The sequence below is a fragment of the Christiangramia sp. LLG6405-1 genome, assembly GCF_045055805.1.
In the GTDB taxonomy this organism is placed as follows: domain Bacteria; phylum Bacteroidota; class Bacteroidia; order Flavobacteriales; family Flavobacteriaceae; genus Christiangramia.
The window spans coordinates 578,658-605,190 of the sequence record NZ_CP159330.1; the positions used below are offsets into that span (position 1 = coordinate 578,658).

Genomic DNA, 26,533 nt, shown 5'->3' on the forward strand with positions numbered 1-26,533 from the left:
CTTAATCGTTATTAGTGTCTTGTAATTTTTCTATTGCCCGAATTTGGTCTGCAAAGAAACCACTTTTTTCGGGATTTTTCAAAATTAATATTTTATATGCCTGAATGGCTTTTTTATAGTTCTTCTGTTCGAGGTAAACACGCGCTAAAGTCTCTGTCATCAGCGACTCCTGGCTGGTCATAGAATCTTCAGCAAGATTGTTTTTGGAAACAGATTTTACCGGTTTGATCTTAGGATTTTTAGCAATAAACTCTTCAATAAGATCAAATTTTCTCTGGCGATCTTCGTTTTCAGGTTCTTCTGCCTCGTTTTCTCTATCTACAGGTTCTGCCTTGGTTAATTTTAACCATTCAGAAAATGAATGAGATTCCTTTTGATCAAACTCCAGAGGTTTTCCAATCTCCAGGTTCTCTTCTTCGGAAGATTCATTAGTTATCGCATTATCTGAAGTATCCTCCAACTGCGCACGTTCGAACAATGCAGGATCCATAACGCGTTCAGATTCAGACTGCTTCATTTTGATCGCATCATCCAGATCTATGCTTCGTCTTCCATGAACTTCTTCATGTTCGTAGACCGTCATTTCCTTCAGTCGGTCTTCCTGCTGCCTGATCTGTCTCGCAATCGTGTTTTGATTAAATTCTTCAGAAGTAATAAAATCAAAAAGAATATCACGGTCTGTGGTATAGGCCGCGGTTTTTTTCAATGCTGAGTTGTAACTGAATTCCTGATGTTCTTTAAGTCCCTTCAGTCTTATAGCACGACCCGCCTGGAAATAGGGTGCTTTCTCAAGCAAAATTTCCAGTTCCCGCGTTTGTTCTTTAGTAATTTCCGCAGGAGAATTTAATAAATCGATGAGTGCTTTTTTTTCCATTACCAGTCGGTAAGCGCTGCGTTAAAAATATCCTGCGTAATTCTCGTATATATCTCGTCCAGTGCCGTCTCCAGGTTTGCCCCGATCAATTGTTGCTGTGCCGGATAATCATAATAGAAAGAAAAACGCTTTTCAAAATCCTTTTCCGGTTCCAGTGTATTGTAATAACGAACGTTTACCGCAATAGTCAGTCTACTTTGCGCAGCGGTATTTTCAGCAGTTGCAGACATTGGCGACACATAAAACTGTGTGATTTCACCTTCAAAGATCAAATCCCCATTGGTATTGGTAAGACTCAAACTTGTTTGATTCTGAATAAGGTCCTGCAAAGAGATGGTAAATGCACGGTCTATTCCCGGTTCCACAAGATCTGCATTATTCTGGAAGAAATTTACCTGAAATGTTTCGGCGTCTCCAGTGTCAGCTCCCGTAAAAGAATATGACATACAGGAAGATAAGCTCAAACTCACCAGTAATACCGTGATAATGCTAAGAAATCTTGTCATTAATTATAGATTGTATTGTTTGATCTTTCGATATAAAGTTCGTTCACTTATTCCTAATTCTTCTGCTGCAGCCTTGCGCTTCCCACTGTGTCTTTCCAGCGACTTTTTGATAAGCTCCAACTCTTTGTCCTGAAGCGAAAGTGTTTCTTCCTCTTCAATTTCTTCAGCAAAATAATACTTATCCTTTTCTTCCTGACTTGGTGATGAAGAATTCTGTTGCGGAATTTGCAGCACATTCAGCTCATCTTCATCAATATCAGCTTCATCAATATCATCACCGCTATTCCCGTAGATCTTTTCGATAAGACCTTCATTGTCATCCTGAACCTGCTTGCTGTCTCCCTCCTGCATCAACTTCAGCGTTAACTTCTTCAAATCGTTCAGGTCACTTTTCATATCGAAAAGCACCTTGTAAAGGATCTCTCTCTCATTGCTAAAATCTCCTTCCTTCTTCTTATCTGAAATGACTGCTGGTAGATTGCTGCCAATATCCGGAAGATATTGCCTTAGTTCATCGCCGCTAATATTTCTCTTCTGTTCCAGAACGGAAACCTGTTCTGCAATATTTCGCAACTGCCGAATATTTCCTCCCCAGCGATATTTTAATAACAAAGCCACAGCTTCATCATCAAGTTTGATCGTGGGCATCTTGTATTTCAATCCAAAATCTGAAGCAAATTTCCTGAAAAGCAGATGAATATCACCTTTTCTTTCCCTTAACGGCGGCAATGCAATTTCCACCGTGCTTAAACGGTAATAGAGATCCTCGCGGAATTTGTCCTTTTTGATGTTTTCGAACATATTGATATTTGTAGCAGCTACGATACGAACATCGGTTTTCTGAACTTTTGAGGAACCCACTTTTATAAATTCACCATTTTCCAGCACACGAAGCAATCTTACCTGCGTTGGCAATGGCAACTCCCCCACTTCATCAAGAAATATGGTTCCACCATCGGCTACCTCGAAATAACCACTTCGGGTTTGAGTCGCACCGGTAAATGCACCTTTTTCGTGTCCGAACAGTTCACTATCGATAGTTCCTTCGGGAATTGCTCCACAGTTCACTGCGATATACTTACCGTGTTTACGATGAGAAAGCGCATGAATGATCTTCGGAATACTTTCCTTACCTACACCACTTTCTCCGGTAACAAGTACTGAAATATCTGTTGGCGCAACCTGAATTGCCTTTTCTACCGCACGATTAAGCTTTGGATCGTCTCCAATAATTCCAAATCGCTGTTTAATTGCCTGAACTGATTCCATTTAAAACTTCAGTATTATTAGACATTCTTCAGTACAAGTGAGAAGAACGTCATTATTCTCGTTAATTATTATCACTATATCCCACTGGCTCCCCTATAAGAGTAGCACTGGTACAGTCCTTTATTTTTACATTTACAAAATCACCAATTTTATAATTTTGCTTGTCAAATACCACCACGGTATTTTGTGAATTTCTACCACTCCAGTGTTGATCAGATTTTTTGGATTCTCTTTCGATCAGTACTTCGGTAATTTCACCCAGAAAACGTTTTGTCCTTTGTTTACTATGCTTCTGCTGAAGATCTACGATCTCCTGAAGGCGTCTTTTCTTCACCTCATGTGGCACATCATCTTTCAGCTTTCTTTCAGCCATGGTCCCGGGTCTTTCAGAATAAGCATACATAAAGCCGAAATCATATGTAATTTTCTCCATTAGGGATAAAGTATCCTGATGATCTTCTTCGGTTTCCGTTGGAAAACCGGTAATCATATCCTGAGAAATCCCGCAATTCGGGATCATCTCCCTGATCTTTCTAATAAGCTCGAAATATTCTTCACGGGTATGCAGCCTGTTCATCGCCTTTAAAATTCGGTTACTTCCAGATTGTACCGGTAAATGTATGTAGTTACAGATATTAGGATATTTTGCTACCATCTTGATCACGTCCAGCGTCATATCCTGTGGATTGGAAGTAGAAAACCTGATTCTCATTTTGGGATGTGCTTCTGCAACAAGTTTCAGAAGCTGCGAGAAATCTGTTGCCGTCGCCTTTTGAATTTCAGTAGCATTTTTAAAGTCTTTTTTGAGTCCGCCACCATACCATAGATAACTATCTACATTCTGACCTAATAAAGTAATTTCTTTGAAACCTTTCGTTGCCAGATCGTTCACCTCTTCAAGAATACTTTGAGGATCACGACTACGTTCGCGACCGCGGGTAAATGGTACCACGCAAAATGTACACATATTATCACAACCGCGGGTAATGGATACAAATGCTGAAACGCCGTTACTTTGCAAACGTACTGGAGAAATATCTCCGTAAGTTTCCTCCTTACTTAGAAGAACGTTCATCGCACTTCGTCCTTCTTCTACTTCACTCACAAGATTTGGAAGATCCTTATAAGCATCTGGCCCTACGACCATATCTACGATCTTCTCTTCTTCCAGGAATTTACTTTTAAGACGCTCTGCCATACAGCCCAGCACTCCCACTTTCATTCCCGGGTTTATTCTTTTGACAGCATTGTATTTTTCCAGTCTTTTTCTAACAGTTTGCTCCGCTTTATCCCGAATCGAACAGGTATTTACCAGAACAAGATCTGCCTCTTCCAACTTTTGGGTAGTATTAAAACCCTCTTTACTAAGAATGGAAGCAACTATTTCTGAATCACTGAAGTTCATTGCGCATCCAAAACTTTCAATAAAAAGTTTCCGGGTATTTTCAGGCTTAGGCTCCATGACTAAAGAGTTCCCTTGCTTTTTCTCATCTATTGTCTTCTCCATAAATCTATACTAACCTCCGGGTTTTTAGAATCGCAAAGATAGAACTAAACAGAGTTCTGACAAAGTGACAGAAAAAATTTTCTTAAATCTTACGCAACCTTTTAGAAAGTATAGCATCTAAGAGATACCTAACCACAATTACACATGAAAAATTTACTTTTTGTGTTACTACTATCACCACTTTTCCTCTTCACTTCCTGTGAGGAGGATAGTGATGATGAGTTCACTACAGTTGCAGTACCCATAACTCAGTCCATCGCTGATTTTCGTGCTTCCGTAGAAATTCAGGCTCCCCGGGAAATCAAAGAATCGGGAAAGATCTACGCCTGGCAGAATTATATATTTGTCAATGACAAAAACGAAGGTGTTCACATCATCAATAATACCGACCCATTCAATCCCGTAAAAGTTCAATTTCTGAAGATCCCGCGAAATACCGATGTGGCCATTAGAAATAATATGCTATATGCAAATAATGGAATGGACCTGGTTGTTTTCGATCTTAGTGACATGAATGCTATTAAAGAAGCAGGCAGGGTCAAAGACATTTTCCCTAATTATTACCGTAATCCACCACCAGGACAGGTAAGTTTCGTAGACTTCGAAAATTTTGATCACAATACTGAAGTTATTATAGGTTATATCACTGAATCCCGAAAAATAGAATATGCCAGAGGTGATCTGGTCAACGAGCCTTTCTTCTCTGAAGCAGATGGTGGTGGATCTGGTACCGGCGGAAGTATGGCCAGGTTTACAATTAATGAAGAATTACTTTATATAGCTGAAGAGAGCGAACTCTCTGTAGTGGACATTAGCAATCCTTCTAATCCGGTTGAACTAAGTAGTGAATATGCGGGATGGAATATAGAAACGATCTTCCATTATCAGGATCATCTTTATCTGGGTAGTGCGACTGGAATGTATATCTATAATCTAGAGAACCCGGAGTCTCCCCAACAGGTTTCTTTCCTTCAGCACGTATTGGGATGTGATCCTGTAGTAGTAAAAGACAATTACGCATACGTGACCATTCGAGGCGGAAACAATTGCGGACAAAATTTTAATCAGTTGGATGTTGTGGATGTTTCAGACAAGAACAATCCAAGAATTGTAAATTCCTACGAAATGAATAATCCCTTTGGCTTAGGCGTAAAGGATGACTGGCTTTTTGTTTGCGATGGTGATGAAGGCCTGAAAATATTTGATACTAAAAACACCCCCGATCTTAGTCTTGTAGATCAATTTACGAACATTAACACCTATGATGTCATTCCTCTTGATGACAAGCTGCTAATGATCGGGGATAATACACTATCCCAATATTCCTATAAGGGTAACGAGGTTAATTTAATTAGTACATTCTCTTTGAATTGATGACCCTTTTTTTTGTTTGGTTTTTTGAAAAATCCCCGCTGCCCGGGGATTTTTTGTTCCCATTATTTACCACTAATATTTCTTCTTGCTAATCCTATTACCAGTGATTTGACGCTGAGCCTTACTTTTGAATCTGCTTACATCATCACTTCTTAACTTCTCGTGTTTTGTCTTTCTACCCTGAACGCGTGCTCTCCATTTTCTCCAGTTTCTGGGATGCATTTGCTCACGCATGAACCTAATGACTTCCTCCTCTTTTAATCCGAATTGAAATTCGATAGCTTCGAAGGTAGTTCTGTCTTCCCAGGCCATAGCGATTATTCGGTCTACCTGCCTCTCATCTAATTCATATTCTTCTGCGATCATAATTCTGTTTACTATTTAAAGTACAAAGTTAAACAATTTATTTACAGGAAATAAAAAACCCTCTACATTTCTGAAGAGGGTTCTTATATAAATTTGAATCTAACTATGCCTGAAAAGGCTCGATAGAAACATAAGATTTATCATCTTTCTTCTTAGTGAATTTCACTAGTCCGTCAACTTTAGCGTGTAAAGTATGATCTTTTCCAGCGTATACGTTATCACCTGGACGGTGAGCAGTACCTCTTTGTCTTACGATAATATTTCCCGCAACAGCAGCTTGTCCACCAAAGATCTTCACGCCTAAACGTTTCGATTCTGATTCTCTACCGTTCTTGGAACTACCAACTCCTTTTTTATGTGCCATTTTATTTCGTTTTTAGTAGTTTAAACTAGCTTAATGCAGCAATTAATTCTGCTTTTTTCATTGAAGAATATCCTTCAACACCTTTATCTTTAGCCATTTCTCTCAGTTCTGCAACTGTATTCTGACTTAGGTCGTTTGAAGATTCTTCTTTTTTAGTTTCCTTCTTAGGCTCTTCTTTCTTAGCTGAAGTGGATTTTGATCCACCTTTAAGATCGATACCTTCGATAAGAATTTCAGTAAGTGCCTGTCTGTGACCATTTTTGGTTCTGTAACCCTTACGTCTTTTCTTCTTGAAAACGATTACTTTGTCTCCTTTAAGGTGACGGTTGATCTTTGCTCCAACCAAAGCTCCTTCTATAGCCGGGGCGCCAACAGTAATGCTATCTCCATCTGCAGTAAGAAGTACCTTATCAAAAGAGATACTGTCTCCTTCTTTACCTGCTAGGCGATTCACATAAACTCTCTGGTCTTTTGCAACTTTAAATTGCTGCCCTGCTATCTCTACAATTGCGTACATAGCGTATAATTAGTTATATAAATACTTAATAAAATCACTTACGTTTTCACGGAAGCGGGTGCAAATATAATTCTAATTAATTAATTGACAAAGGTTTTTGTCCTTTTCAGAATTGTTTATAATGTGTGCTTCTTCGCTTCCTTGGTATTCCATGAATCTTTAAATAATTGCATGTATGCCAGGGTAAGAACCAAACTTGTAGCAAATCCCATAACAGCTACTACAAATAAGACCACACCTATACTGGTATTGTAATCTGTAATCCAAACCGTAATTAGATCATCTAAAAAACCTGGATTAATTTCCGTAGAATAAACGCCAAAGAAGATCGTAAATATAATGGTTGCATTAAAGCCCGTTAGCAAACTGGCCATAAAGCCCTTCTGATATTTAAATTTATTTCCTTTATGAAGTCTGTAATGCTTTACAGCCTCAAACATCCCGTAGGCCATAATCACCCCGTTGAATAAACTATAAATTGGCTGATTGTGAGCATCGAATAATGAAAGAATTAAAAAATAAGCAATAAGACCGGCGGCAACAGCCACACCGTATTTAATAGGAATACTGAATTTACCCATAGCAAAGTTGGTTTTAAACGTAAATTTCCTAAAATTACGGCGTTTATTGCCTTAATAGCTTGTTAATTTTAACACATTTCGCACAATCTCGATAATAAGCTGATTTTAATGTAACAATTTCAGAGGTATACAAACTAATAATGGCAATTGAAAAAACCTTAAAAAAATGATTAACAAACTAGGACTGTTATTCTGCTTTTTCTTGATTGGAATCGTAGGATTTGCTCAGGAAGTAGAATTTACTGAGTATGATTTAGACAATGGGCTGCATGTGATCCTGCACAAGGATAACTCTGCTCCTGTTGTAACCACATCTGTGATGTACCACGTTGGTGGAAAAGACCGTGAAGACGGAAGAACCGGGATGGCTCACTTTTTTGAGCACCTGTTATTTGAAGGAACCGAGAACATTCCAAATGGAAAGTGGTTCGAAATAGTTAGTTCAAATGGTGGTAGCAACAATGCTAATACCAGCCAGGACAGAACTTATTACTACGAAGTATTCCCTTCAAACAACCTTGAATTAGGATTGTGGATGGAATCTGAAAGAATGCTACACCCTATTATTAAACAAAAAGGTGTTGACACTCAGAATGAAGTGGTAAAAGAAGAAAGAAGATTGCGTATGGATAACTCTCCTTATGGTAACTTATTACCAGCTATGCAGGAGAATATGTTCGAAAATCATCCTTACAAGGATCCGAACATTGGCTATATGGAAGATCTTGATGCGGCTACTTTAGATGAGTTCAAAGCTTACTTCGACAAGTATTACGTACCTAACAATGCTGTATTGGTAGTTGCTGGTGATATCAAGATCGATGAGACTAAAAAAATGATCAAGGATTACTTTGGTCCAATTCCTTCAGGAGAAGATGTAACGAGAGATTTCCCGAAAGAAGAGCCAATCACAGAGCAGATCAATGCGAAGTCTTATGACTCAAACATCCAGATCCCAGCTTCAGTAATTGGATACAGAACTCCGGCTTTTACTGAAAAGGATTCTTATGTACTAAATATGATCTCTGACTACCTTAGTGACGGCAACAGCTCGAAGCTTTACAAAAAACTGGTAGATGAGCAGAAGCAGGCACTTCAGGTGGGAGCATTCAACCTGGAACAGGAAGATTACGGGATGTACCTTATCTTCAGTATTCCTCAGGGAGAAACAGAACTGGAGACTTTAAATACCGAGATCGAAGAAGAGATCGCTAAATTAAGAAGTGAACTTATTACTGAAAAAGATTTTCAGAAGCTGCAGAACAAAGCAGAGAACAACTACGTAAACTCAAATTCCAGTATCTCTGGTATTGCAAACTCTCTTGCAAGAAACTACCTTCTTTATGGAGACACTGATCTTATCAACGATCAAATCGATATTTACAGAAATATCACTAGAGAAGACATCAAAAGAGTTGCTTCAGAATACCTAAAGCCTAACCAAAGAGTAGTGCTTGAGTATTTACCAGCCAGCGAACAGCCGGAATAATAATTAAAAAATTGAAAACAATGAGAAAAAATATACTAACTCTGGCAGCGTTTGCAACGCTAACAGTTGGAGTTTCAGCTCAGATCGACCGTAGCCAGATGCCCGAACCGGGTCCTGCTCCAAAAGTAAATGTGGACGAACCTGAAACTTTCAAGCTTGATAATGGAATGCAGGTAATGATCGTGGAAAATAACAAATTACCACGAGTTGCCTTGTCTCTAAGATTTGACAATGCTCCACACGCCGAAGGTGCTAAAGCAGGTGTTTCCGGAATTGCCGGTGACCTGATTGGAACCGGAACTAAGAACATGTCTAAAGATGAATTCAATGAAAAAGTTGATTTCCTTGGTGCACGTTTAAATTTCTACGCTGGTGGTGCGAATGCAAATACACTATCTAAATACTTCCCTGACGTACTTGCTTTAATGGCAGACGGGATGATCAATGCAGAATTTACTCAGGAAGAGTTCGATAAGTCTAAAGCAAGAACTATCGACGGTCTTAAGAGCAGCGAAAAGGATGTTTCTTACAACGCTCGTAGAGTTCGCTCTGCATTAGCTTATGGTAAAGATCACCCTTACGGTGAATTCTCTACAGAAGAAACTGTAAACGCAGTAAAACTGGAAGATGTAAAGTCTTACTATAATACATGGTTCTCTCCAAAGAACGCTTACCTGGTAGTTGTTGGAGATGTAGATGAAGATGACGTAAAAGATCTTGTAAAAAAGAACTTTTCTTCATGGACAGGTAAAGCGACTCCGGAAGCTAAAATGCCTGCAGTATCTAATGTAAAGCAAACAGAGATCAACTTTGTTGATATGCCAAACGCTGTACAATCTGAAATCGCTCTTGTAAATACGATCAACCTTAAGAAAAAGGATGATGACTACTTCCCGGTTCTTGTAGCTAACAAGATTCTTGGTGGTGGTGGTGAAGCAAGATTATTCCTTAACCTTCGTGAGGACAAAGGTTATACTTATGGAGCTTACTCAAGCACCGGGAATGATAAATATGCTTCAACTTTCGTAGCCAGTGCAAGTGTAAGAAATGAAGTTACAGATAGCTCTGTAGTAGCATTCCTGGACGAGGTTTACAAAATGAGAAACGAAATGGTAACAGATCAGGAACTGGCAAATGCCAAGGCTAAGATCACTGGAGATTTCGTGCTTTCACTAGAGCAGCCTTCTACTATCGCTAATTTCGCTATGGAAATAGAGACTGAAGATCTTAATGATGATTTTTACGAAGAGTATCTTGAGAGAATCGACAAGGTTACTAAAGCAGACGTTCAACGTGTTGCAAAGAAGTATTTCCTTGCAGATAATTCAAGAATCGTGATCGCTGGTAAAGGTGCTGATGTTTTGGAGAATCTTGAAAAGATGACCTATAAAGGTAAAACTTACCCGATCAATTATTATAACAGATTTGGTGAGAAAACTGAAAAGCCAGAGCAAAAACAAGTTGATGCTGATATGAGCGTTGACAAGGTATACAACAAGTATATTGAAGCTATTGGTGGTCGTGAGGCAGTTGAAGGTATCGAAACTGTAAAAATGATCGCTAGTGCAAATGTTCAGGGTAGAGAACTTGGACTTGACATGACAAGAACTTCTGCTGGAAAATTAAGCCAGGAAGTAACTATGGGTGGTCAGGTTGTAAGCAAGCAGGTATTTAACGGTGAGACAGGTTTTGTAATGCAGATGGGGCAGAAAATGCCATACAACGAAGACCAGATCAAAGCTGCAAAAACTGATGCTGATGCTTTTCCAGAATTAACTGTTGGTGAAGCTAAAATCGAAGGAATCGAGCAGGTAGACGGTAAAGATGCTTACGTTGTAAGTGCAGATGAGACTACCAAGAACTACTATGCAGTTGATAGCGGACTAAAAGTACAGTCTGTGAAAACAGTTAGCCAGGGAGGCCAGACAATGAGCATTCCAACTGGTTACGGTGATTACCAGGAAGTAAAAGGAGTGAAATTTCCTTTCACTATCTCGCAAAGTATGGGACCACAATCTTTTGAATTTAAAGTTTCAGAAATTATGGTGAACGAAGGAGTAGAAGATGCAGATTTCTCTGTAGAATAATTATTTCTTCTGAAGATTATAAAAGCCCCGGAAACGGGGCTTTTTTTATTTGGTGTTATTTCTTCTTCTGATAATATTTCTTGAGCGATTCACAATGAATACACCCAAGAGTATCACCATTGCTGAAACTAACTGCCAGAAACTAAAGACCTCTCCATCCAACATTCCCCATCCAAGAGCAACTACCGGAATGGTATAAGTAACCGATGTAGTAAATACAGGATCTGAGATCTGTATCAATTTATTGAAAATGATCATTGCCACACCGGTCCCAATGACACCCAGTATTCCTACATAAACAAGCGATAATTCAACTTTAGTAGTGATCGGCTCCAGTTCAAAAAATCCTGAAAAATACAGGATCAAAAGTGCTGGGAATAAGAGCACAAAAAAGTTCCCTGCGGTAATTCCAAGCGGACTTATATCACTCATCTTAGTCTTGAGAATATTCACGTTTACAGCGTAACATGCCGTTGCCATAATCACCAGCAGACTATAAAAGTAATTCTGATCTGGATTGATACTCGCCCCGCTGAGGATGAGTCCGAACGTTCCTAGCAGTCCAATGATCACGCCGGTGATCTTATTCTGTGTAACTACCGCTCGAAAGAAAGCAGCTCCCACGATCAAAGTTAATAAGGGAGTTGTCGCATTTAAAATGGATGCGATGGCACTATCGATTTCGGTTTCAGCAAAAGCGAAAAAATAAACCGGAAAGAATGATCCCAGAAATCCTGAAATTACGATCCATTTCCATTGTTTCCCATTCAGTTTCATCAAACTTCGGAAACCTACGAATATTAGAAACAGTGCTGCAAAGATGATTCTGAAAGACCCAACCTGCAAAGGACTCAATCCTACAAGTGCTTTTTTAATAAGGATAAAGGAACTACCCCAAACAATAGAAAGAATGATAAGATAGATCCACTTAATGTTTTTCAAACCTGAAATTTTAGTCCGGCGAAGATAATTTTTAAATCTTATGAAAACATAAAAAAACCATCCCGCAGTACGGGATGGTCTATATCTAAAATCAGCAATATTACTGGTTTTCTGTAAGCGGAATTGGAAATTGCTCAAATACATCATCCCCTTCCCTGTCGGTTGGTAATTCATCCAAACGATCATACCTGCGCACATCCAGCCAGCGATGACCTTCAGCAAACAACGAATATCTTCTTTGCATAAGCATCTCATCAATAAGAGAAGCTTCAGAAGAATCACCATCATAATCATCCAGTCCTGCTGAATTCCTTATTAGATTCAAAGCTTCTACAGCTTCAGAAGGATTCTGATAAATATTTGCTTCCGCATAAAGAAGTATTAGCTCCTCATTTCTTATGATCGGGATCGCGTCTATATTGGAAGTATATCTGAAAACAGCATAATCTCCTGTTAGAAAATCGAAGGTTAAAGGTTCACTTCGCTGGGCAACTTTACTAAGTCGCTCGTCTCCATCCTCAGCATCGGTCACGAAATCTGGCTGCACGATTCTTGCTCCGGCTGTTGTCGCTTCGACAGGAAAGAACAATGGATTCAGGATATCAGTTTGGTCCGCACTAAAGTTGTAGTAAATACCCTCATCAAGCATGGAAGCATCCAAAGTGAGAAAACTATCTTCCAGGTAATCCAGAACCGCAGGAAAATCTTCCTGGTAGGCCGCTACCCTCGCTGCAATCGCTTTATTTGCCTCTAAGAATGATCCAGGAGTATTGAAACCTGAAAAGCCAGAAGTAAGCGTAAATGGATATGAATCGCCTCCATTCTGTAGATCTCCCGCCGCCTCATCAAGCAAAGCTCTTATAGCAGTAAGCGCTGCATCATAACCTAAGAATGGCCCCAGATTATTTTCATCACTCGCCTCTACTCGAACACCGTTTTGATAAGTAAGATTCAAATTAAGCAGCAGTTCGTGCGCTTTCACAGTCTTTAAAAAACCTTTGGTTGCGCTAATCTCTGAGTCTGAAAATTGAGCTGAAACGTCCTGACCTTCTATAAATTCAAGGATCAAGTTCACATTTTTCACAGTTCTGTACCTGGCCGCCCATGGATTGGTAATATAAAAGGTATTATTATCCAGCACCGCGTTTTCTTTTCCTAAAAGATCTGCAGTAAATCGTGGATCTGAACTGGAAAATCTCCAGTATTCACGGCCTATCACGCCAAGATCATCATAATAAGTCCCGAGGCTTACGCGCATACTGTAAAGCACACCGCCAACCAGATCCTGAAGATCACCTCTGGTTAGATTGTCACGGAAAGCATCTACTTCCGGATTATTAAGGTCTGAAAACTCTTCAACATCGCAAGCCTGTAAACCGCTAATTAAAAAGAAGAGTATGAATATTTTAGTTAATGTATTTTTCATCATCTACGTATTAAAAATTAACTGCTAAGTGAAAAAGAAATCTCTTTGAAGAAGGGAATGGAGTTACATCAACTCCGGTAAAAATTCCGTTTGCTCCAAAGTTGGATACTTCAGGATCATAACTGTTATAATCAAAAATGTTGATAAGGTTGGTACCCGAGAATCCAAGTTTGATATTATCTATAGTGCCGTTCAGGAAATCATCATAAACTTCCGCTGGAATATTATAGTATAAACCAAGCTCACGCATTCTTAAGTATGAAGCATCTTCTACAAAAACCTCTGCAGATGATCCTAATTGACTCACCCTGTAAGGTCCGTTTCCAACCTGACCGTCTGGATCGAGATCTACAGTATCATAATCGTGACTGGTTCCATTAAGGTCGGTTAACAAAGTTGTGAGATTCACGTTCTCTCCACCGTTTTTCCATTGCCATACAAAGGAAAGATCGAAGTTCTTATAAATTAGCTGAGAGTTGAAACCCATTTGAAAATCTGGTTCGGCATCTCCAAACTTCTGAAATCCATTTTCTCCAGGATTTGGTCCAATTCCAACTATTTGCGTGGCGCTCGATCCTTCTTCAATTCTGAAGGTTCCTAGAGTGGCTCCAAAAGCTCCAATGTTGAAAGGATCTACATCAAGCCTGGTAATTTCTGAAGTATTCTTGTAGAAATTCACTCCCAGATTCCAGGTGAAATCTTCTGTGGCAACAGGGACCGCATCTAACGTTAATTCTATACCACGGTTTCTTAACTCCCCGGCATTTACAAATTCACTGGTAAATCCTGAAGAAGGTTCCAATGCGGCCTGAAGAATTAGATCTTCAATGGTTTTGATATAATAGGTAGCAGAGAAATTAAGCCTGTTTTTAAAGAAGCTCACATCTGTACCAAATTCAAGTTCTTTCTGTCTTTCAGATTCAAGATTACGATCTCCACGCACTCCAATTAAACTTATTCCAAGCAATCCATCTGTAGAAAAGGTATTATATGAAGTGAAAAGTGCTCCAAATGGCGGGAAATTTCCAGCCTCCCCGTATGCTGCTCTTAATTTAAACTGACTCCACGGACTGCTTTCATTCCAGAATCCGAATTCGTTAAGATTTACAGCTACAGATGCCTTTGGATAATAATATAACTCGTTCGCATCACCATTATTAGAAGATTTATCACCTCTAAGACCTACAGTTGCAATTACCTTATCCTGAAAATTTACTTCTTCCTGAACAAAGAAACCAGAATCTTCCTGCAGTAATCTCGTTTGATTCACACCAGTGTTTGCCGCCTGATCTACGTTAGTTTCAGAAGCAACAAGACCGGTAGCAGAGATCAACTGAGTATTCCTGTCAAAATTCTCTCTGGTCACCCCAGCCTGAGTACGGAAGTTAAGATCGTTTCCGGTGAAATAATTATGTACCAGGAAAGCTGATAAGTTGTAGTTTTTGTTTTGAGTGTCACCCTGAACCGCAACCCCATTCAATCCACCATTTGATGGCTTCTGAAATTGTAAGGATTTAGGAAATATCGCTCTGGTTTTGAGTCCGTAGAAATCCAGACCTCCACGAAGTATCAGTTCAAGATTAGAACTTTCAGCAGTATAAAGATCTACATTAGCAGTTCCACCTACAATGAACCTGTTCACAGTTTCATTATTTCGAACCTGGTTTCTGGTTTGTAATGGATTGGAAGCTCCGGCTGTGTTATCTGGATAAACACCATCTTCATTAGGGAAAAGTTCAAGCCACGGTGTAGTTCCGGTAAGAGTCACCCCAATTGTAGTTCCTGAATTGTCGTTATTAAAGAATCCTCTGTTAGCAGATGAATGTGCATAACTGGAACTTAGTCCAAGCTTAATAAAGTCGGTTGGTCTATGATCAAGATTTAATCTCAGGGACGTTTTCTTATAACCTGTTCCTTTTACGATACCTTCCTCGTCATTATGAGTAATCCCGGTATAAAAACGAGTTTTTTCACTACCTCCGCTCATACTGAAGTTCGTGATACTTATAAGTCCTTTTTCTCCAAAGATCTCTTTTTCATAATCTACGAGTCTCCCTTCCTGCTGAGCTTCCAGGAAACTTGCCGCCGCATCATCGCCAAAGCTATCACGCACACGCTGCTCGTTATAGTCACGAAGACCTAAAAGATTGTTTACTTCTGTCCATCCGGTAGCCTGAGAGAAATTGAAAATAGTTTCTCCTGCCTTACCTTTTTTAGTAGTAATGATCACTACCCCGGCGGCGGCCCTGGAACCATAGATGGCTGCGGCAGATGCACCTTTAAGTATTTCGATATTAGCAATATCTTCAGGGTTGATATCTGCGATCCTGTTGGATGGGTTATCCTGGTTAGATGCACTACCACCTGCAGCTGCTGCAGATACTACGTTAAGACCGGCGGCGATAGAACTATTGTCTATATATACACCATCAATAATATAAAGTGGTTGCGTATTACCCTGAATTGAGGTCGCACCACGAAGTTTTACCGACAGACCACCACCTGGCGCTCCGGAATTTGCACTTACCGTTGCTCCTGCGAATTTACCATATAGTGCACCATCAAGTGTGGGAGGAGGCGTTCTACCTGATATTTCACTTGCAGAGAGGGATGACACAGCATTCGCCGCATTCGCACGTTTTACTGAAGTTGCCAAACCTGTAACGACCACTTCATCGAGGGTAGCTGAAGATTCAACAAATTGAATAGTCATAGGGGAATTGGAGGTCACCCTGATTTCCTGAGTCTCAAATCCCAGGTAGGAAAAAACTAAAGTAGTAGGCAGAGATTCTACGCTAAGACTATAATTACCATCAAAATCACTCGTGGTCCCGTTCGTGGTTCCTTTCTCGATCACGTTAACGAAAGGTACCACCTCACCAGTGGCTTCGTTAATGGTCTTACCCTCCAGCACTTCCTGTGCACACATAATTGTTGGGGTAAGCAGAAAGAGAATTAACCTGAGAGATACCAAATAAAATTGCCTCATAATTAATGTATTTATGGTTACATTAACAATATAAGACCTTTTTTGCTAAATAATTAAGAAATATATCGGTGAAGTATGAATAAAATATCAATTCCACTGAAGACTTTCCATTAAATGTTTGATATCCTGTTTAAGGTAATTGGCCGCAGGAACGATGGAATCGTAATTCGGTAAACTGTTGAAGTAAACAGAACCGGTAATAAAATGATCTGTACTATCTGTTAGATAAAACTGTGCCTGGGAGGCGGCGTTACCTTCAACTTCATATAACATTCCGTAGGTTTTATGAAGGTCGTTCGTGTACACATTCCCTTCTATGGCATCTGCTTTTACAGTATGTTGTAATGGTAATTTCTGAGCATCGGTAAGTAAAGAATCCAGATTATCGCGAACAGGCTGATATGTAAGAAAAATCACCCCATTCATAGCATCATAATTAATATTGATCCAGCATGGAATATTATTTCTTGAAGGCGAAATTCGAGCGTCAATGTTTTTCTCAAATGTGTACGGGCAACCAATATTAACCTGTTCATAGTGTGCTTCGGGATATTCCAGCGCAAGGAAAGCTTTTGGTTTTGGTTGCACCTCGTCCTGACAGGAACCAACTAAAAACAAGAGAACTATTATAAAGAATAATTTTCTCATACAGGAGCAATGTTGAGCTTGATTTGCTTGATCCTTTTATCGTCGATAACTTCAATGGAGAACGTATAGTTCAAGAATATTATTTCGTCATTTTTCTTCGGAAAACCTCCGGAGATCTCAAGTAAAAATCCAGCCAAAGTATCTGCCTCTCCTTTTTGATCTTCGAAAACCGTAGGATCTTCGATTCTTGTAATTTTATAGAAATCCTTAAGCGGTGTCTTCCCTTCAAAGACGAAATTATTTTCGTCGAGTTTAGAATAGATAAGGTCTTCATCATCGAATTCATCGCTAATATCACCAACAATCTCTTCTATAATATCTTCCAGGGAAATAAGTCCGCTGGTTCCTCCATACTCATCCACAACAATGGCAAGATGATTCTTCTTGTTTTTGAAATCATTTAAAAGATCATCCAGTTTTTTATTCTCCGGAACAAAATAAGGTTCACGAAGCAAACTAGTCCAGACGAATTTCCTATCATTTAAATAAGGTAACAGATCTTTGATATACAGAATCCCAATAACATTATCTACATTTTCTCGAAAGACTGGAATCCTGGAATAACCGTTTTCAATGATCTCAGGAATTATTTCGTCGTAAGGACTTTCTTCATTCAGGGCAAAAATATCCATTCTTGGACGCATCACCTGCTTAGTATCTGTATTTCCGAAGCTAACGATACCTTGCAGGATTTTCTGTTCTTCCCGGGTTGTATCCTCTTCGCTGGTAAGTTCCAGCGCCTGGGAAAGATGATCAATGCTTATAAAAGAACGTTGTTTCCCAAATTTATCATGAAAATAGAGCGTTATGGCTCTCATTGGAGTGCTTAAAGGAGAAAAGAGCGTATCCAGAACATTGATAGGATAAGCCATAAAATTAGAGAATTGCACCTTGTTTCTACTGGCATATACCTTCGGAAGGATCTCTCCAAATAACAAAATCAGGAATGTTACCAAACCTACTTCAAATAAAAATCGCAGATCAATGCCAAAATACGTGGTATTCATCCTTCCGAAGATATCATCGGTAAGACTATCGAATAACAGAACAATGGCGATATTGATGAAATTATTAGCTACAAGAATCGTAGCCAGTAATTTTTTAGGTTTTTCAAGAAGACTGATGACTATATTCTGTGTCTTTGACCTTTTCCCATCTTCAGTAATGAAATTCGCGGGAGTAAGTGAAAAGAATGCTACTTCTGCTCCAGAGATCATCGCAGAACATAATAATAGCACGAATAAAGTTATCAGGCTGATAAGCTGGGTAATTCCCATTGAGGCTAGAAACAAAAGCAAACTGGGAGGTTCCGAATCCAAAGGCTGAAATTTTAGTTAAACTTAGAAGGGTAAATCGTCCTCTTCTTCTGTCTGGTTATAAGGTTCATTTCTACTTCCGGGACTTTGAGTCGCTGGTTGTTGCTGCTGCGCAGGTCTATTCTGACTCATTTGCTGATTTCCAGTAGATGGCTCTGCAGAACTTTCATTTTTAGGAGTCAGAAATGTGAATTCTGTACAATGAATTTCTGTAGAATATCGCTCGCTTCCAGAATCATCCTGCCATTTACGGGTCTTTATACGCCCTTCGATATAAACCTTGTCTCCTTTTTTCAGGTATTTTTCACAAATCTCTGCAGCTTTATTCCTTACTACCACGTTGTGCCATTCAGTATTGGTCACTCGCTCACCAGTTGTTTTGTTGGTATAGCTTTCGTTAGTAGCAATTGGGAAACGCCCCAGCGATCCTCCACCTTCAAAATAATGCATTTTTACGTCATCTCCTGTATGTCCAATCAACATTACCTTGTTCAATGTACCTGTCATTTCAGTATAATTTTAAAGCCAATAAAGGCTTAGTAAGACTAAATTTATTCTAAAATACTAATTTTTTTTCGCCACAAAGGCAAAAACGAGCAAAGATATAAACAAGCATCTATTTATAATCCTCAGGAAGGAATTCATTTAAAAAATTTTCTATAAGCACTGGTACTGGATAATCCTTCAGTTCATTGAAATTGATGGATTCAAGACTTTCAGTATCAATATTCACGGTCCAGAAGGTCGTATGTAAATGTTGATGAGATAGCTTATGAACAACCTCCTTCTCATTATATATATGTAACTCATAATTTTGATCACCTACGAGTTCCTGAAAGTTCTCTGTATCAATAAGCTCTGCTTCACCAACCGGTTTATTAGTCTCTACCAGCGGAAATTGATAAAGTCCGGACCAGATCCCTTTTCCTGTTCGTTCTTCCAGAATGGTCTGCTCATCCCTGAAGTGAGGGACTATATAATTAAAGTAACGATGCCTGATTTTTGTTTTCTTAATTTTTACAGGTAGTTCCTTGATTTGGTCATTCTTCAAAGCCAGACAAACATCATTAAAAGGACAGGTCTCACAAAGAGGGTTTTGAGGCTTGCATTGGATCGCACCAAATTCCATGATCGCCTGGTTGAAGGTAGCCGGATCCTTATAATCTATAAGCTCCTGTGCCAATGCCTTAAATTCTTTGATTCCCGGAGTACTATTAATAGGAGTGTCTACTCCAAAAACTCTGGATAAAACCCGGTAAACATTCCCATCTACGACTGCAACTGGTTCATTAAAGCAGAAAGATGCGATAGCACTGGCAGTATAATCACCAACACCTTTTAAGGTCTTAAGCTCTTTATAATGATCTGGAAAATTACCGTCAAGTTCTTTAGAAACCCTAATCGCTGTGGTGTGCAGGTTTCTCGCTCTTGAATAATAACCCAATCCCTGCCATAGTTTTAACACCTCCTGCTCCGGAGCATTGGCCAGGGAATGAACATTAGGATATGCTTCAGTAAAACGCAGGTAATAAGGTAAACCCTGTTCCACTCGTGTTTGTTGCATTATTATTTCGCTAAGCCAGATTTTATAGGGATCCTGAGTAGATCTCCATGGTAAGTCGCGTTTGTTTTGCAAATACCATTGCTTCAGTCTTTTGGAAAAAACCATAGTAATTTATGAATCTCCGCAATAATAGAGGTTTATTCCGTTATTATTAGTGAATTAGGTTTGAAATATTGCAGATTTAATTCTTATATTTGCCCCCTTGAAAAATTGAACCCCAATAATTAAATTTAAATAGCACGAAAATGACGAAAGCAGATATTGTAGCAAACATTTCAGAAAAACTGGGAATGGAAAAGGCAGACGTACAAGCTACTATAGAATCTTTTATGGATGAGGTTAAAACTTCGCTAGAAAGTGGAGATAACGTTTATCTTCGTGGTTTTGGAAGTTTTGTTGTAAAGACCAGAGCTGAAAAAACTGGAAGAAACATTTCCAAGAACACGACCATTAAAATTCCTGCTCACAACATTCCTGCATTTAAACCTGCAAAGATTTTTGTAGAAGGAGTTAAATCAAATGTTGAGGTAAAGTAAATTGAAATACCGGACGACCCGGTCTTTCCAAGAAATAAGTATTAATTTAAATGACATTGCACTATGCCAAGTGGTAAAAAAAGAAAAAGACATAAGGTGGCTACGCACAAGCGTAAGAAGAGAAGAAGAGCTAATCGCCACAAGAAAAAGTAGTGTGACAACTACTTTTTTTATTTAATTACAATCGTTCTTTGAAATTGAAACCTTCAGCAAACGAGTTTTGCTAAAAAGGTTTCTTCAGGATTCAAAACCTGTGAAAAAATAATGTTTAATCCATCTATGTCTGTAATTATTACAGGTATGGATATAAAATCTGGAAGTGTGGACAAAGAATTAATTATCCGGTCCGAACCTTCTGCTGTAGATTTTGCCTTATTAAAAGATGGAAAACTTATTGAACTTAACAAAGAAGAGGACAGCACCAAATTCAATGTTGGAGATATTTATATTGCCAAGATTCGAAAAGCTGTTCCTGGGTTAAATGCCGCATTTGTAAATGTTGGCTATGAGAAAGATGGTTTTTTACACTATCATGATCTGGGACCTCAGATCTCTTCTCTGGTAAAGTTCATCAAACGTGTAAGCACAGGTAAACTAAAAGATTATTCTTTAAAGAATTTTTCTATTGAAAAGGATATAGACAAAAACGGCTCTATTGCCGATGTTCTAAAATCCAATCAATCGCTACTGGTTCAAATAGTTAAGGAACCTATCTCTACGAAAGGCCCCAGGATTAGCTCAGAGCTTTCCCTGCCAGGGCGTTATATCGTTCTCGTACCTTTTTCAAACAGGGTTTCAGTTTCTCAAAAAATTGAAAGCAAAGAAGAAAAGGAACGTTTAAAGAGACTGGTAAAAAGCATCAAACCTAAAGGATTTGGTGTAATTGTTAGAACCGTAGCCGAAGGCAAGAAAGTAGCAGAACTGGACAGAGACCTACAGAATTTAGTTGGTCGCTGGACAGGAATGTGTAAAAAATTGTATAAACCTCATCACCCGTCGAAAGTACTGGGAGAATTGAACAGAGCCTCTTCTTTGTTAAGAGATATATTCAATGATTCGTTTACTTCCATTTGCGTGGATGATGAAACACTTTATACGCAAATCAAAGATTATGTGAGCGAAATCGCTCCAGAAAAAGAATCAATCGTAAAGTTGCATCAATCCAATCAACCCATTTTCGAAAAACACGGTATCGAAAGACAAATAAAAACTTCCTTTGGGCGCACCGTATCTATGAGTAAAGGCGCCTATCTGGTAATAGAACATACTGAAGCTATGCACGTCGTTGACGTAAACTCCGGTAACCGTTCCAATAAATCTAAAAACCAGGAAGACACTGCGCTAGAGGTTAACATGATAAGTGCCACAGAAATTGCCCGGCAGTTACGCTTGCGTGACATGGGTGGTATCATTGTAGTGGACTTTATAGACATGAACAAAGCCGAAAACAGAAAGAAACTCTACGATCACCTGCGTAACGAAATGAGTGATGACCGTGCTAAGCACAAGATTCTACCTCCGAGTAAATTCGGATTGATACAAATTACCAGACAACGCGTAAGGCCTGAAATGAATATCAAGACCCGTGAGGATAATCCAAACGGAAACGGCGAGATCGAAGCACCAATTAGTTTGGTGAATAAGATCAAAGTCGATCTTGAAAAGCTTATCAAGAAAGATCATAAAAAGATCACCCTTAGCGCACATCCCTTTATTGCAGCCTTTTTAACTAAAGGCTTTCCATCTCCCCGCTCCAAGTGGTTTGTTGACCACAAAAGGTGGGTGAAAATTTTACCTCGCGATGCTTACACGTATTTAGAGTACCACTTTCACGATAATGACGGGAAAGTGATCCAATAACAAGAACGCCTTTCAAGCAATTGGAAGGCGTTTTTTTATGCCTTATTCTGAAATTGCCAATTGGCATTTGAGCAACAATTCTTTGGCATTGGTTTAACTACAGTCATTAATTCTTCCGCTTAATTTTATGGTATTAACCATTTAAAATTAATCATGAAAAATTTAAAAGATTTATTCGAACACCAACTGAAGGATCTCTACAGTGCAGAAACCCAATTATTAAAAGCTCTTCCTAAGATGGCTGAAAATGCTACCGATGCTAAGCTGAAGAAAGCATTCGAAGCACACCTTGAAGAAACCAAGGAACACCAACAACGCCTGGAAGAAGTTTGCAAGGAACTGGAAATTAAACCAACCGGTGAAACCTGCAAAGCCATGAAAGGACTTATTGCTGAAGCTGAAGCATTTCTAAAAGAAGATGCTGAAAAAGAAGTACGTGATGCCGGTCTAATTGCAGATGCTCAAAGAGTAGAGCATTATGAGATCTCAGGATATGGAACTGTAGTTCGCTACGCCAAAGAACTGGGCTACGATAGCATCGCCAAAAAACTACAGAAAACGCTTGATGAAGAATATAAAGCAGACGAGAAACTGGACAAGCTAGCAGAAGGCCGACTGAACAAAAAAGCCAAATAGTACAATCAGAAAAGTATTTTAGAATTTTCCTTCCAGGAAGGTTTTTTTATGTTTGAACTTCTAATTTTTCAGCAATTAGAATTCAAAATTCTATATTTGAAAAATGAGAAAATTTCCACTTCTTGTAAGCAGTATTACCCTAATCCTGGGATTCACCTTTTACGGCGAAATAATCACATGCAGCCTATATGATACCTATTATTTGATCCCTGCGGAAGTTGCGCTATTTTCAATCTGGTTGTTAATTACTATTATTTACTGGGCGTTTCAATTGAAAAGATTCTTATCTCAAAATGAAGCATAAATTCAAATCTTATAGTGTAGAAGAAGCTTTACAGAAGCTGATGCATTTCTGCGCTTACAGAGATCGCTCTCAGAAGGAAGTAGAAGACAAGTTGAATGAAATGCATATGATTGACGCCGCAAAGGAAAAGATCATCATAGAACTCATGCAAGAAGGTTTTCTAAATGAAGAACGTTTTGCCAGAAGCTTTGTCAGAGGGAAATTCAGAATAAAAAAATGGGGGCGTATTAAAATCACCCAGGAATTGAAGAAAAGAGGAATTTCCTCACCTATTATTAAAATGGGACTCACCGAAATCAAAGAATCTGATTATCGTTCAACGCTTTTTGAACTTGCTGAAAAGAAACTTGAGAAGATCAACGAACCAAATGAATACAAAAGAAAAGGTAAGCTGGCAGATCATTTAATGCGCAAAGGCTATGAGTCCTCCCTTGTTTTTGACTCTCTCCAGGAAAAACTTTAGTAGATCTTATTTTTGCTATGCGTATTCCTTATTGCCTGCTCATTCTTGTAATCGATCCATTTTTGTCCGCGTAGTTTTCGCATATAATTATCAAAATGCCTCATAAAAACAAGGTTATATATAGCCTTGGAAAAATTGGTAAGAGTCCTTGGAGTGGCCCGTAAGCTCATGGAAAAACCAGCAGTAAGATAGGTCATATGGTGCCAGTAACCTTCAGGCATATACAAAGTCTCTCCGTGTTTAAGTTCTGTAACGAAGCCTGTGGCTTCCTTAAGCGCAGGAAATTTGTCATAATTCGGATTTGTAAAATCTATATCCTCGCGGCTTATCAAAGCATGTGGCACCTTGTATAGATATTTACTTTCAGAAGGTGGAAATAAGATACAACGCTTTTTTCCGTGGAAATGAAAATGTAAAATATTTGCATAGTCTATGTCATAATGCATAAACACCTTACTGTTCTCTCCGCCGAAAAAAAGCATAGGTAACTGCTTTAAAAAACGCAGACCCATATCTGGAAATTTGAAATCTTTTTGCAGTGCAGGAACTTCCTTCATTAGATGATATAGAAATATACGGTAATTCGTAGGTTCTGACTTTAAAAGATCTACATAATCCCGCATTTTCATCTTTGTATGCGGCTCGTTGAATTTAAATTCTGAACTAATTGGGCGATCATCATATAATGGCACTTCCTTGTCCCCGGCAATCTCTCTTATAAAATTAAGATTCCATTTCTCGTAAGCAGGCCAATCCTCGATCAAACGTTCGATCACCACTGGCTTTTGTGGTCGAACATAATCTCGCACAAAATCTGCTTTAGAAATGGTCTTAACCTTCGGTATGTTCTCAAGTCTCATAAATTCATCCTTCATTTAAAACCGGCATAACGATGCGTGCACTCCATTGCCTTACGGTTTTTATAGTCTATCCATTTCTGACCCTTCAATTTACGCATCAAATTATCATAATTCCGCATAAATAAAAGATTTGATATAACCTCTCCCAGATCTGATGGTTTAGTTGGCAGCGATCTAAGCGTAAGCGAAAGGCTTGGGGTTTCATATTTCACCCAGTGCCACCAGTGACTGGGAATATACAGAGCATCTCCGTGTTCTAAAGTACACTCAAAACCTCTGGCTTTTGCTAAAGCAGGGTATTTTTGTAGATCTGGATTATCCATATCAATGATCTCCATACTAACTATGGAATAAGGCACCTTGTATAATAAACCTGTTTGATCTGGCGGATACAGGATAATGCGCTTTCTACCCGCAAAGTTGAAATGGAAATTATTAGCCAGATCCATGTCGTAATGCATAACAACCTTAGAACCTTCTCCTCCAACAAATAATACAGGAAGCTTCTTGAAGAATTTGATTCCCAGTTCCGGATACTTAAAATCATTAATAAGATCAGGGCAGTTCTTAAGTAAATTGAAGAAGAACATCCGCAGATCTGAAGGACCATCCTGTAGGATATCTATATAATCTTTAAAGGGTATTTTTCGAGCAGGACCATGAGAATTAGAACGACCGCTGGCGGGTTTGCCGTCATACAAGGGAACGATTATTTCTCCCGCTTTCTCTTTGAAATAATCGAAATTCCATTTTTTACGAGCAGCCCAATCCCGGCTAAGATCCTCAATAATAACCGGCGTTCTGGGTTCAAAATATTCCCGGTGAAAATCTTCTTTTGAAAGATTGCTTCGCCTGGGAATATTTTGGAGATCCAGTTTCAATAGATATTCGTTAATTAAACTTTCGTTTTTGCCTTTTGCTGAGCTTCAAGATTTCGCTCGATCTTGTGACCTGGTCGGGACCATTTTGGTTTCTCATTCTGACTCTGAAATTGAGAATTTTCAGCTGCAACACTTTCAGGCTGAGATTTCTTAACGAAAGGTTTTTGCGGATTTAATCCAAGCATTTTAAACATTTCCATATCCTCATTTACATCCGGATTTGGAGTTGTTAGCAATTTATCTCCGGCAAAAATGGAATTTGCTCCGGCAAAAAAGCACATTGCCTGTCCCTCTCTACTCATCTGAGTTCTTCCAGCAGAAAGTCTCACCTGTGTTTCTGGCATTACGATCCTGGTGGTTGCCACCATCCTGATCATTTCCCAGATAGGCACTGGTTCCTGTTCTTCCATTGGCGTTCCTTCTACTGGAACAAGCGCATTGATTGGAACAGATTCCGGCTGTGGATTAAGAGTCGCCAGCGCAACCAGCATTCCTGCACGGTCGGCAGGACTTTCTCCCATTCCAATGATCCCTCCGCTGCAAACGGTCACATTCGTTTTACGAACATTATCGATCGTAGCAAGTCTATCATCAAAACCACGGGTGGAAATTACTTCTTTATAGTAATCTTCTGATGTATCTAGATTATGATTGTAAGCATAAAGTCCGGCTTCTGCCAGTCTTGCTGCCTGGTTTTCAGTAAGCATTCCCAGTGTACAGCAAACCTCCATATCAAGTTTATTGATACTTCTTACCATTTCCAGAACATTGTCAAACTCTTCCCCATCTTTTACGTTTCTCCAGGCTGCACCCATACAAACTCTGGAACTTCCAGAAGCTTTAGCACGCAACGCCTGGGCTTTCACCTGGTTTACACTCATAAGGTCATTCCCTTCAAGATCTGTATGATAACGGGCTGCTTGTGGACAGTATCCGCAATCTTCAGGACAACCACCGGTCTTTATAGAAAGTAAGGTTGAAACCTGTACTGTATTTGGATCATGATGCTCGCGGTGAATGCTTGCAGCTTCGTAAAGCAGATCCATAAATGGTTTGTTATATATATCGAGGATCTCTTCCTTCGTCCAGTCGTGTTTAAGTGCCATGTAATTCGATTTGTATTCAAAAATAAAGAAAACTAAGCTTTAAAGGGTAAAGCTGCAATAAGTTTTAT

Annotated in this window: 25 protein-coding genes; 7 read left to right on the forward strand and 18 right to left on the reverse strand. The window is 39.1% G+C overall.

What is annotated here, in order from left to right; translation table 11 throughout:
- Window position 1 precedes the first annotated feature (1 nt).
- The 4 genes from ABVM50_RS02725 to miaB form a co-directional block, all read right to left on the reverse strand.
- Complete coding sequence (locus ABVM50_RS02725; protein ID WP_405199853.1) at window positions 2-874, reverse strand: hypothetical protein; 873 nt, start codon at window positions 872-874, stop codon at window positions 2-4.
- On the reverse strand, window positions 874-1,380 hold the full coding sequence (gene lptE, locus ABVM50_RS02730; RefSeq protein WP_141878988.1) for an LptE family protein: 507 nt from the start codon (window positions 1,378-1,380) through the stop codon (window positions 874-876). The genes ABVM50_RS02725 and lptE overlap by 1 nt, the downstream gene beginning before the upstream one ends.
- Window positions 1,381-1,383: 3 nt before the next feature.
- Window positions 1,384-2,649, reverse strand: coding sequence for a sigma-54 interaction domain-containing protein (locus ABVM50_RS02735; RefSeq protein WP_405199854.1), 1,266 nt, complete (start codon window positions 2,647-2,649; stop codon window positions 1,384-1,386).
- Between the two features lie 61 nt (window positions 2,650-2,710).
- Window positions 2,711-4,156, reverse strand: coding sequence for a tRNA (N6-isopentenyl adenosine(37)-C2)-methylthiotransferase MiaB (gene miaB, locus ABVM50_RS02740; RefSeq protein WP_405199855.1), 1,446 nt, complete (start codon window positions 4,154-4,156; stop codon window positions 2,711-2,713).
- A 144-nt stretch (window positions 4,157-4,300) separates the two neighbouring features.
- Here miaB and ABVM50_RS02745 point away from each other — a divergent pair, with 144 nt between their 5' ends.
- Window positions 4,301-5,530, forward strand: a complete 1,230-nt coding sequence (locus ABVM50_RS02745; protein WP_405199856.1) for an LVIVD repeat-containing protein — start codon at window positions 4,301-4,303, stop codon at window positions 5,528-5,530.
- 72 nt (window positions 5,531-5,602) lie between these two features.
- On the opposite strand, the gene ABVM50_RS02750 is transcribed toward ABVM50_RS02745, so the two are convergent.
- The 4 genes from ABVM50_RS02750 to ABVM50_RS02765 all read right to left on the reverse strand — a co-directional run bounded on the left by ABVM50_RS02750 (window position 5,603) and on the right by ABVM50_RS02765 (window position 7,358).
- Window positions 5,603-5,896 (reverse strand): TIGR03643 family protein, encoded by a 294-nt coding sequence (locus ABVM50_RS02750; protein ID WP_405199857.1) that lies wholly within the window; start codon window positions 5,894-5,896, stop codon window positions 5,603-5,605.
- A 103-nt stretch (window positions 5,897-5,999) separates the two neighbouring features.
- Window positions 6,000-6,260, reverse strand: a complete 261-nt coding sequence (rpmA, locus tag ABVM50_RS02755; RefSeq protein ID WP_141878995.1) for a 50S ribosomal protein L27 — start codon at window positions 6,258-6,260, stop codon at window positions 6,000-6,002.
- Window positions 6,261-6,285: 25 nt separating this feature from the next.
- Window positions 6,286-6,777, reverse strand: coding sequence for a 50S ribosomal protein L21 (rplU, locus tag ABVM50_RS02760; RefSeq protein WP_141878996.1), 492 nt, complete (start codon window positions 6,775-6,777; stop codon window positions 6,286-6,288).
- A 116-nt stretch (window positions 6,778-6,893) separates the two neighbouring features.
- Window positions 6,894-7,358: a DUF4199 domain-containing protein gene (locus ABVM50_RS02765; RefSeq protein WP_141878997.1), complete on the reverse strand. Its 465-nt coding sequence runs from the start codon at window positions 7,356-7,358 to the stop codon at window positions 6,894-6,896.
- A 166-nt stretch (window positions 7,359-7,524) separates the two neighbouring features.
- On the opposite strand from ABVM50_RS02765, the gene ABVM50_RS02770 reads away from it, so the two are divergent.
- Both ABVM50_RS02770 and ABVM50_RS02775 read left to right on the forward strand, forming a co-directional pair.
- Complete coding sequence (locus ABVM50_RS02770) at window positions 7,525-8,847, forward strand: M16 family metallopeptidase (protein WP_405199858.1); 1,323 nt, start codon at window positions 7,525-7,527, stop codon at window positions 8,845-8,847.
- A 20-nt stretch (window positions 8,848-8,867) separates the two neighbouring features.
- A complete protein-coding gene (locus tag ABVM50_RS02775) occupies window positions 8,868-10,934 on the forward strand; it encodes a M16 family metallopeptidase (RefSeq protein ID WP_405199859.1) in 2,067 nt (688 codons plus the stop codon).
- Between the two features lie 45 nt (window positions 10,935-10,979).
- On the opposite strand, the gene ABVM50_RS02780 is transcribed toward ABVM50_RS02775, so the two are convergent.
- From ABVM50_RS02780 to mutY, 7 genes are all read right to left on the reverse strand, one after another.
- Complete coding sequence (locus ABVM50_RS02780; protein ID WP_405199860.1) at window positions 10,980-11,876, reverse strand: DMT family transporter; 897 nt, start codon at window positions 11,874-11,876, stop codon at window positions 10,980-10,982.
- Between the two features lie 100 nt (window positions 11,877-11,976).
- Window positions 11,977-13,302, reverse strand: a complete 1,326-nt coding sequence (locus ABVM50_RS02785; protein WP_405199861.1) for a RagB/SusD family nutrient uptake outer membrane protein — start codon at window positions 13,300-13,302, stop codon at window positions 11,977-11,979.
- A gap of 10 nt (window positions 13,303-13,312) precedes the next feature.
- A complete protein-coding gene (locus ABVM50_RS02790; protein ID WP_405199862.1) occupies window positions 13,313-16,231 on the reverse strand; it encodes a SusC/RagA family TonB-linked outer membrane protein in 2,919 nt (972 codons plus the stop codon).
- Between the two features lie 147 nt (window positions 16,232-16,378).
- Window positions 16,379-16,939, reverse strand: coding sequence for a gliding motility lipoprotein GldD (gene gldD / locus ABVM50_RS02795; protein WP_405199863.1), 561 nt, complete (start codon window positions 16,937-16,939; stop codon window positions 16,379-16,381).
- Window positions 16,936-18,258 carry a gliding motility-associated protein GldE gene (locus tag ABVM50_RS02800; RefSeq protein ID WP_405199864.1) on the reverse strand — a complete coding sequence of 441 codons (1,323 nt, stop codon included), beginning with the start codon at window positions 18,256-18,258 and terminating at the stop codon, window positions 16,936-16,938. Before ABVM50_RS02800 ends, gldD begins: the two co-directional genes overlap by 4 nt.
- A gap of 21 nt (window positions 18,259-18,279) precedes the next feature.
- Window positions 18,280-18,762 (reverse strand): single-stranded DNA-binding protein, encoded by a 483-nt coding sequence (locus tag ABVM50_RS02805; protein WP_141879004.1) that lies wholly within the window; start codon window positions 18,760-18,762, stop codon window positions 18,280-18,282.
- Window positions 18,763-18,871: 109 nt separating this feature from the next.
- Window positions 18,872-19,924, reverse strand: a complete 1,053-nt coding sequence (gene mutY, locus ABVM50_RS02810) for an A/G-specific adenine glycosylase (RefSeq protein WP_405199865.1) — start codon at window positions 19,922-19,924, stop codon at window positions 18,872-18,874.
- A 140-nt stretch (window positions 19,925-20,064) separates the two neighbouring features.
- Here mutY and ABVM50_RS02815 point away from each other — a divergent pair, with 140 nt between their 5' ends.
- From ABVM50_RS02815 to ABVM50_RS02830, 4 genes are all read left to right on the forward strand, one after another.
- The gene (locus ABVM50_RS02815) at window positions 20,065-20,355 is read left to right on the forward strand and encodes an HU family DNA-binding protein (RefSeq protein ID WP_026913962.1); all 291 of its coding nucleotides are present in this window, start codon (window positions 20,065-20,067) and stop codon (window positions 20,353-20,355) included.
- Window positions 20,356-20,676: 321 nt separating this feature from the next.
- A complete protein-coding gene (locus tag ABVM50_RS02820) occupies window positions 20,677-22,215 on the forward strand; it encodes an Rne/Rng family ribonuclease (RefSeq protein WP_141879263.1) in 1,539 nt (512 codons plus the stop codon).
- A gap of 153 nt (window positions 22,216-22,368) precedes the next feature.
- The gene (locus ABVM50_RS02825; RefSeq protein WP_405199866.1) at window positions 22,369-22,851 is read left to right on the forward strand and encodes a ferritin-like domain-containing protein; all 483 of its coding nucleotides are present in this window, start codon (window positions 22,369-22,371) and stop codon (window positions 22,849-22,851) included.
- Between the two features lie 293 nt (window positions 22,852-23,144).
- Window positions 23,145-23,618 (forward strand): regulatory protein RecX, encoded by a 474-nt coding sequence (locus tag ABVM50_RS02830; protein WP_405199867.1) that lies wholly within the window; start codon window positions 23,145-23,147, stop codon window positions 23,616-23,618.
- Here ABVM50_RS02830 and ABVM50_RS02835 read toward each other — a convergent pair.
- The 3 genes from ABVM50_RS02835 to bioB are packed head-to-tail and all read right to left on the reverse strand — an operon-like array spanning window position 23,615 to window position 26,465.
- Window positions 23,615-24,493, reverse strand: a complete 879-nt coding sequence (locus ABVM50_RS02835; protein ID WP_405199868.1) for a cupin-like domain-containing protein — start codon at window positions 24,491-24,493, stop codon at window positions 23,615-23,617. The two genes, ABVM50_RS02830 and ABVM50_RS02835, sit on opposite strands and share 4 nt — an antisense overlap.
- Window positions 24,490-25,359: a cupin-like domain-containing protein gene (locus ABVM50_RS02840; RefSeq protein WP_405199869.1), complete on the reverse strand. Its 870-nt coding sequence runs from the start codon at window positions 25,357-25,359 to the stop codon at window positions 24,490-24,492. The genes ABVM50_RS02835 and ABVM50_RS02840 overlap by 4 nt, the downstream gene beginning before the upstream one ends.
- 14 nt (window positions 25,360-25,373) lie before the next feature.
- The gene (bioB, locus tag ABVM50_RS02845; RefSeq protein WP_405199870.1) at window positions 25,374-26,465 is read right to left on the reverse strand and encodes a biotin synthase BioB; all 1,092 of its coding nucleotides are present in this window, start codon (window positions 26,463-26,465) and stop codon (window positions 25,374-25,376) included.
- Window positions 26,466-26,533: the final 68 nt, after the last annotated feature.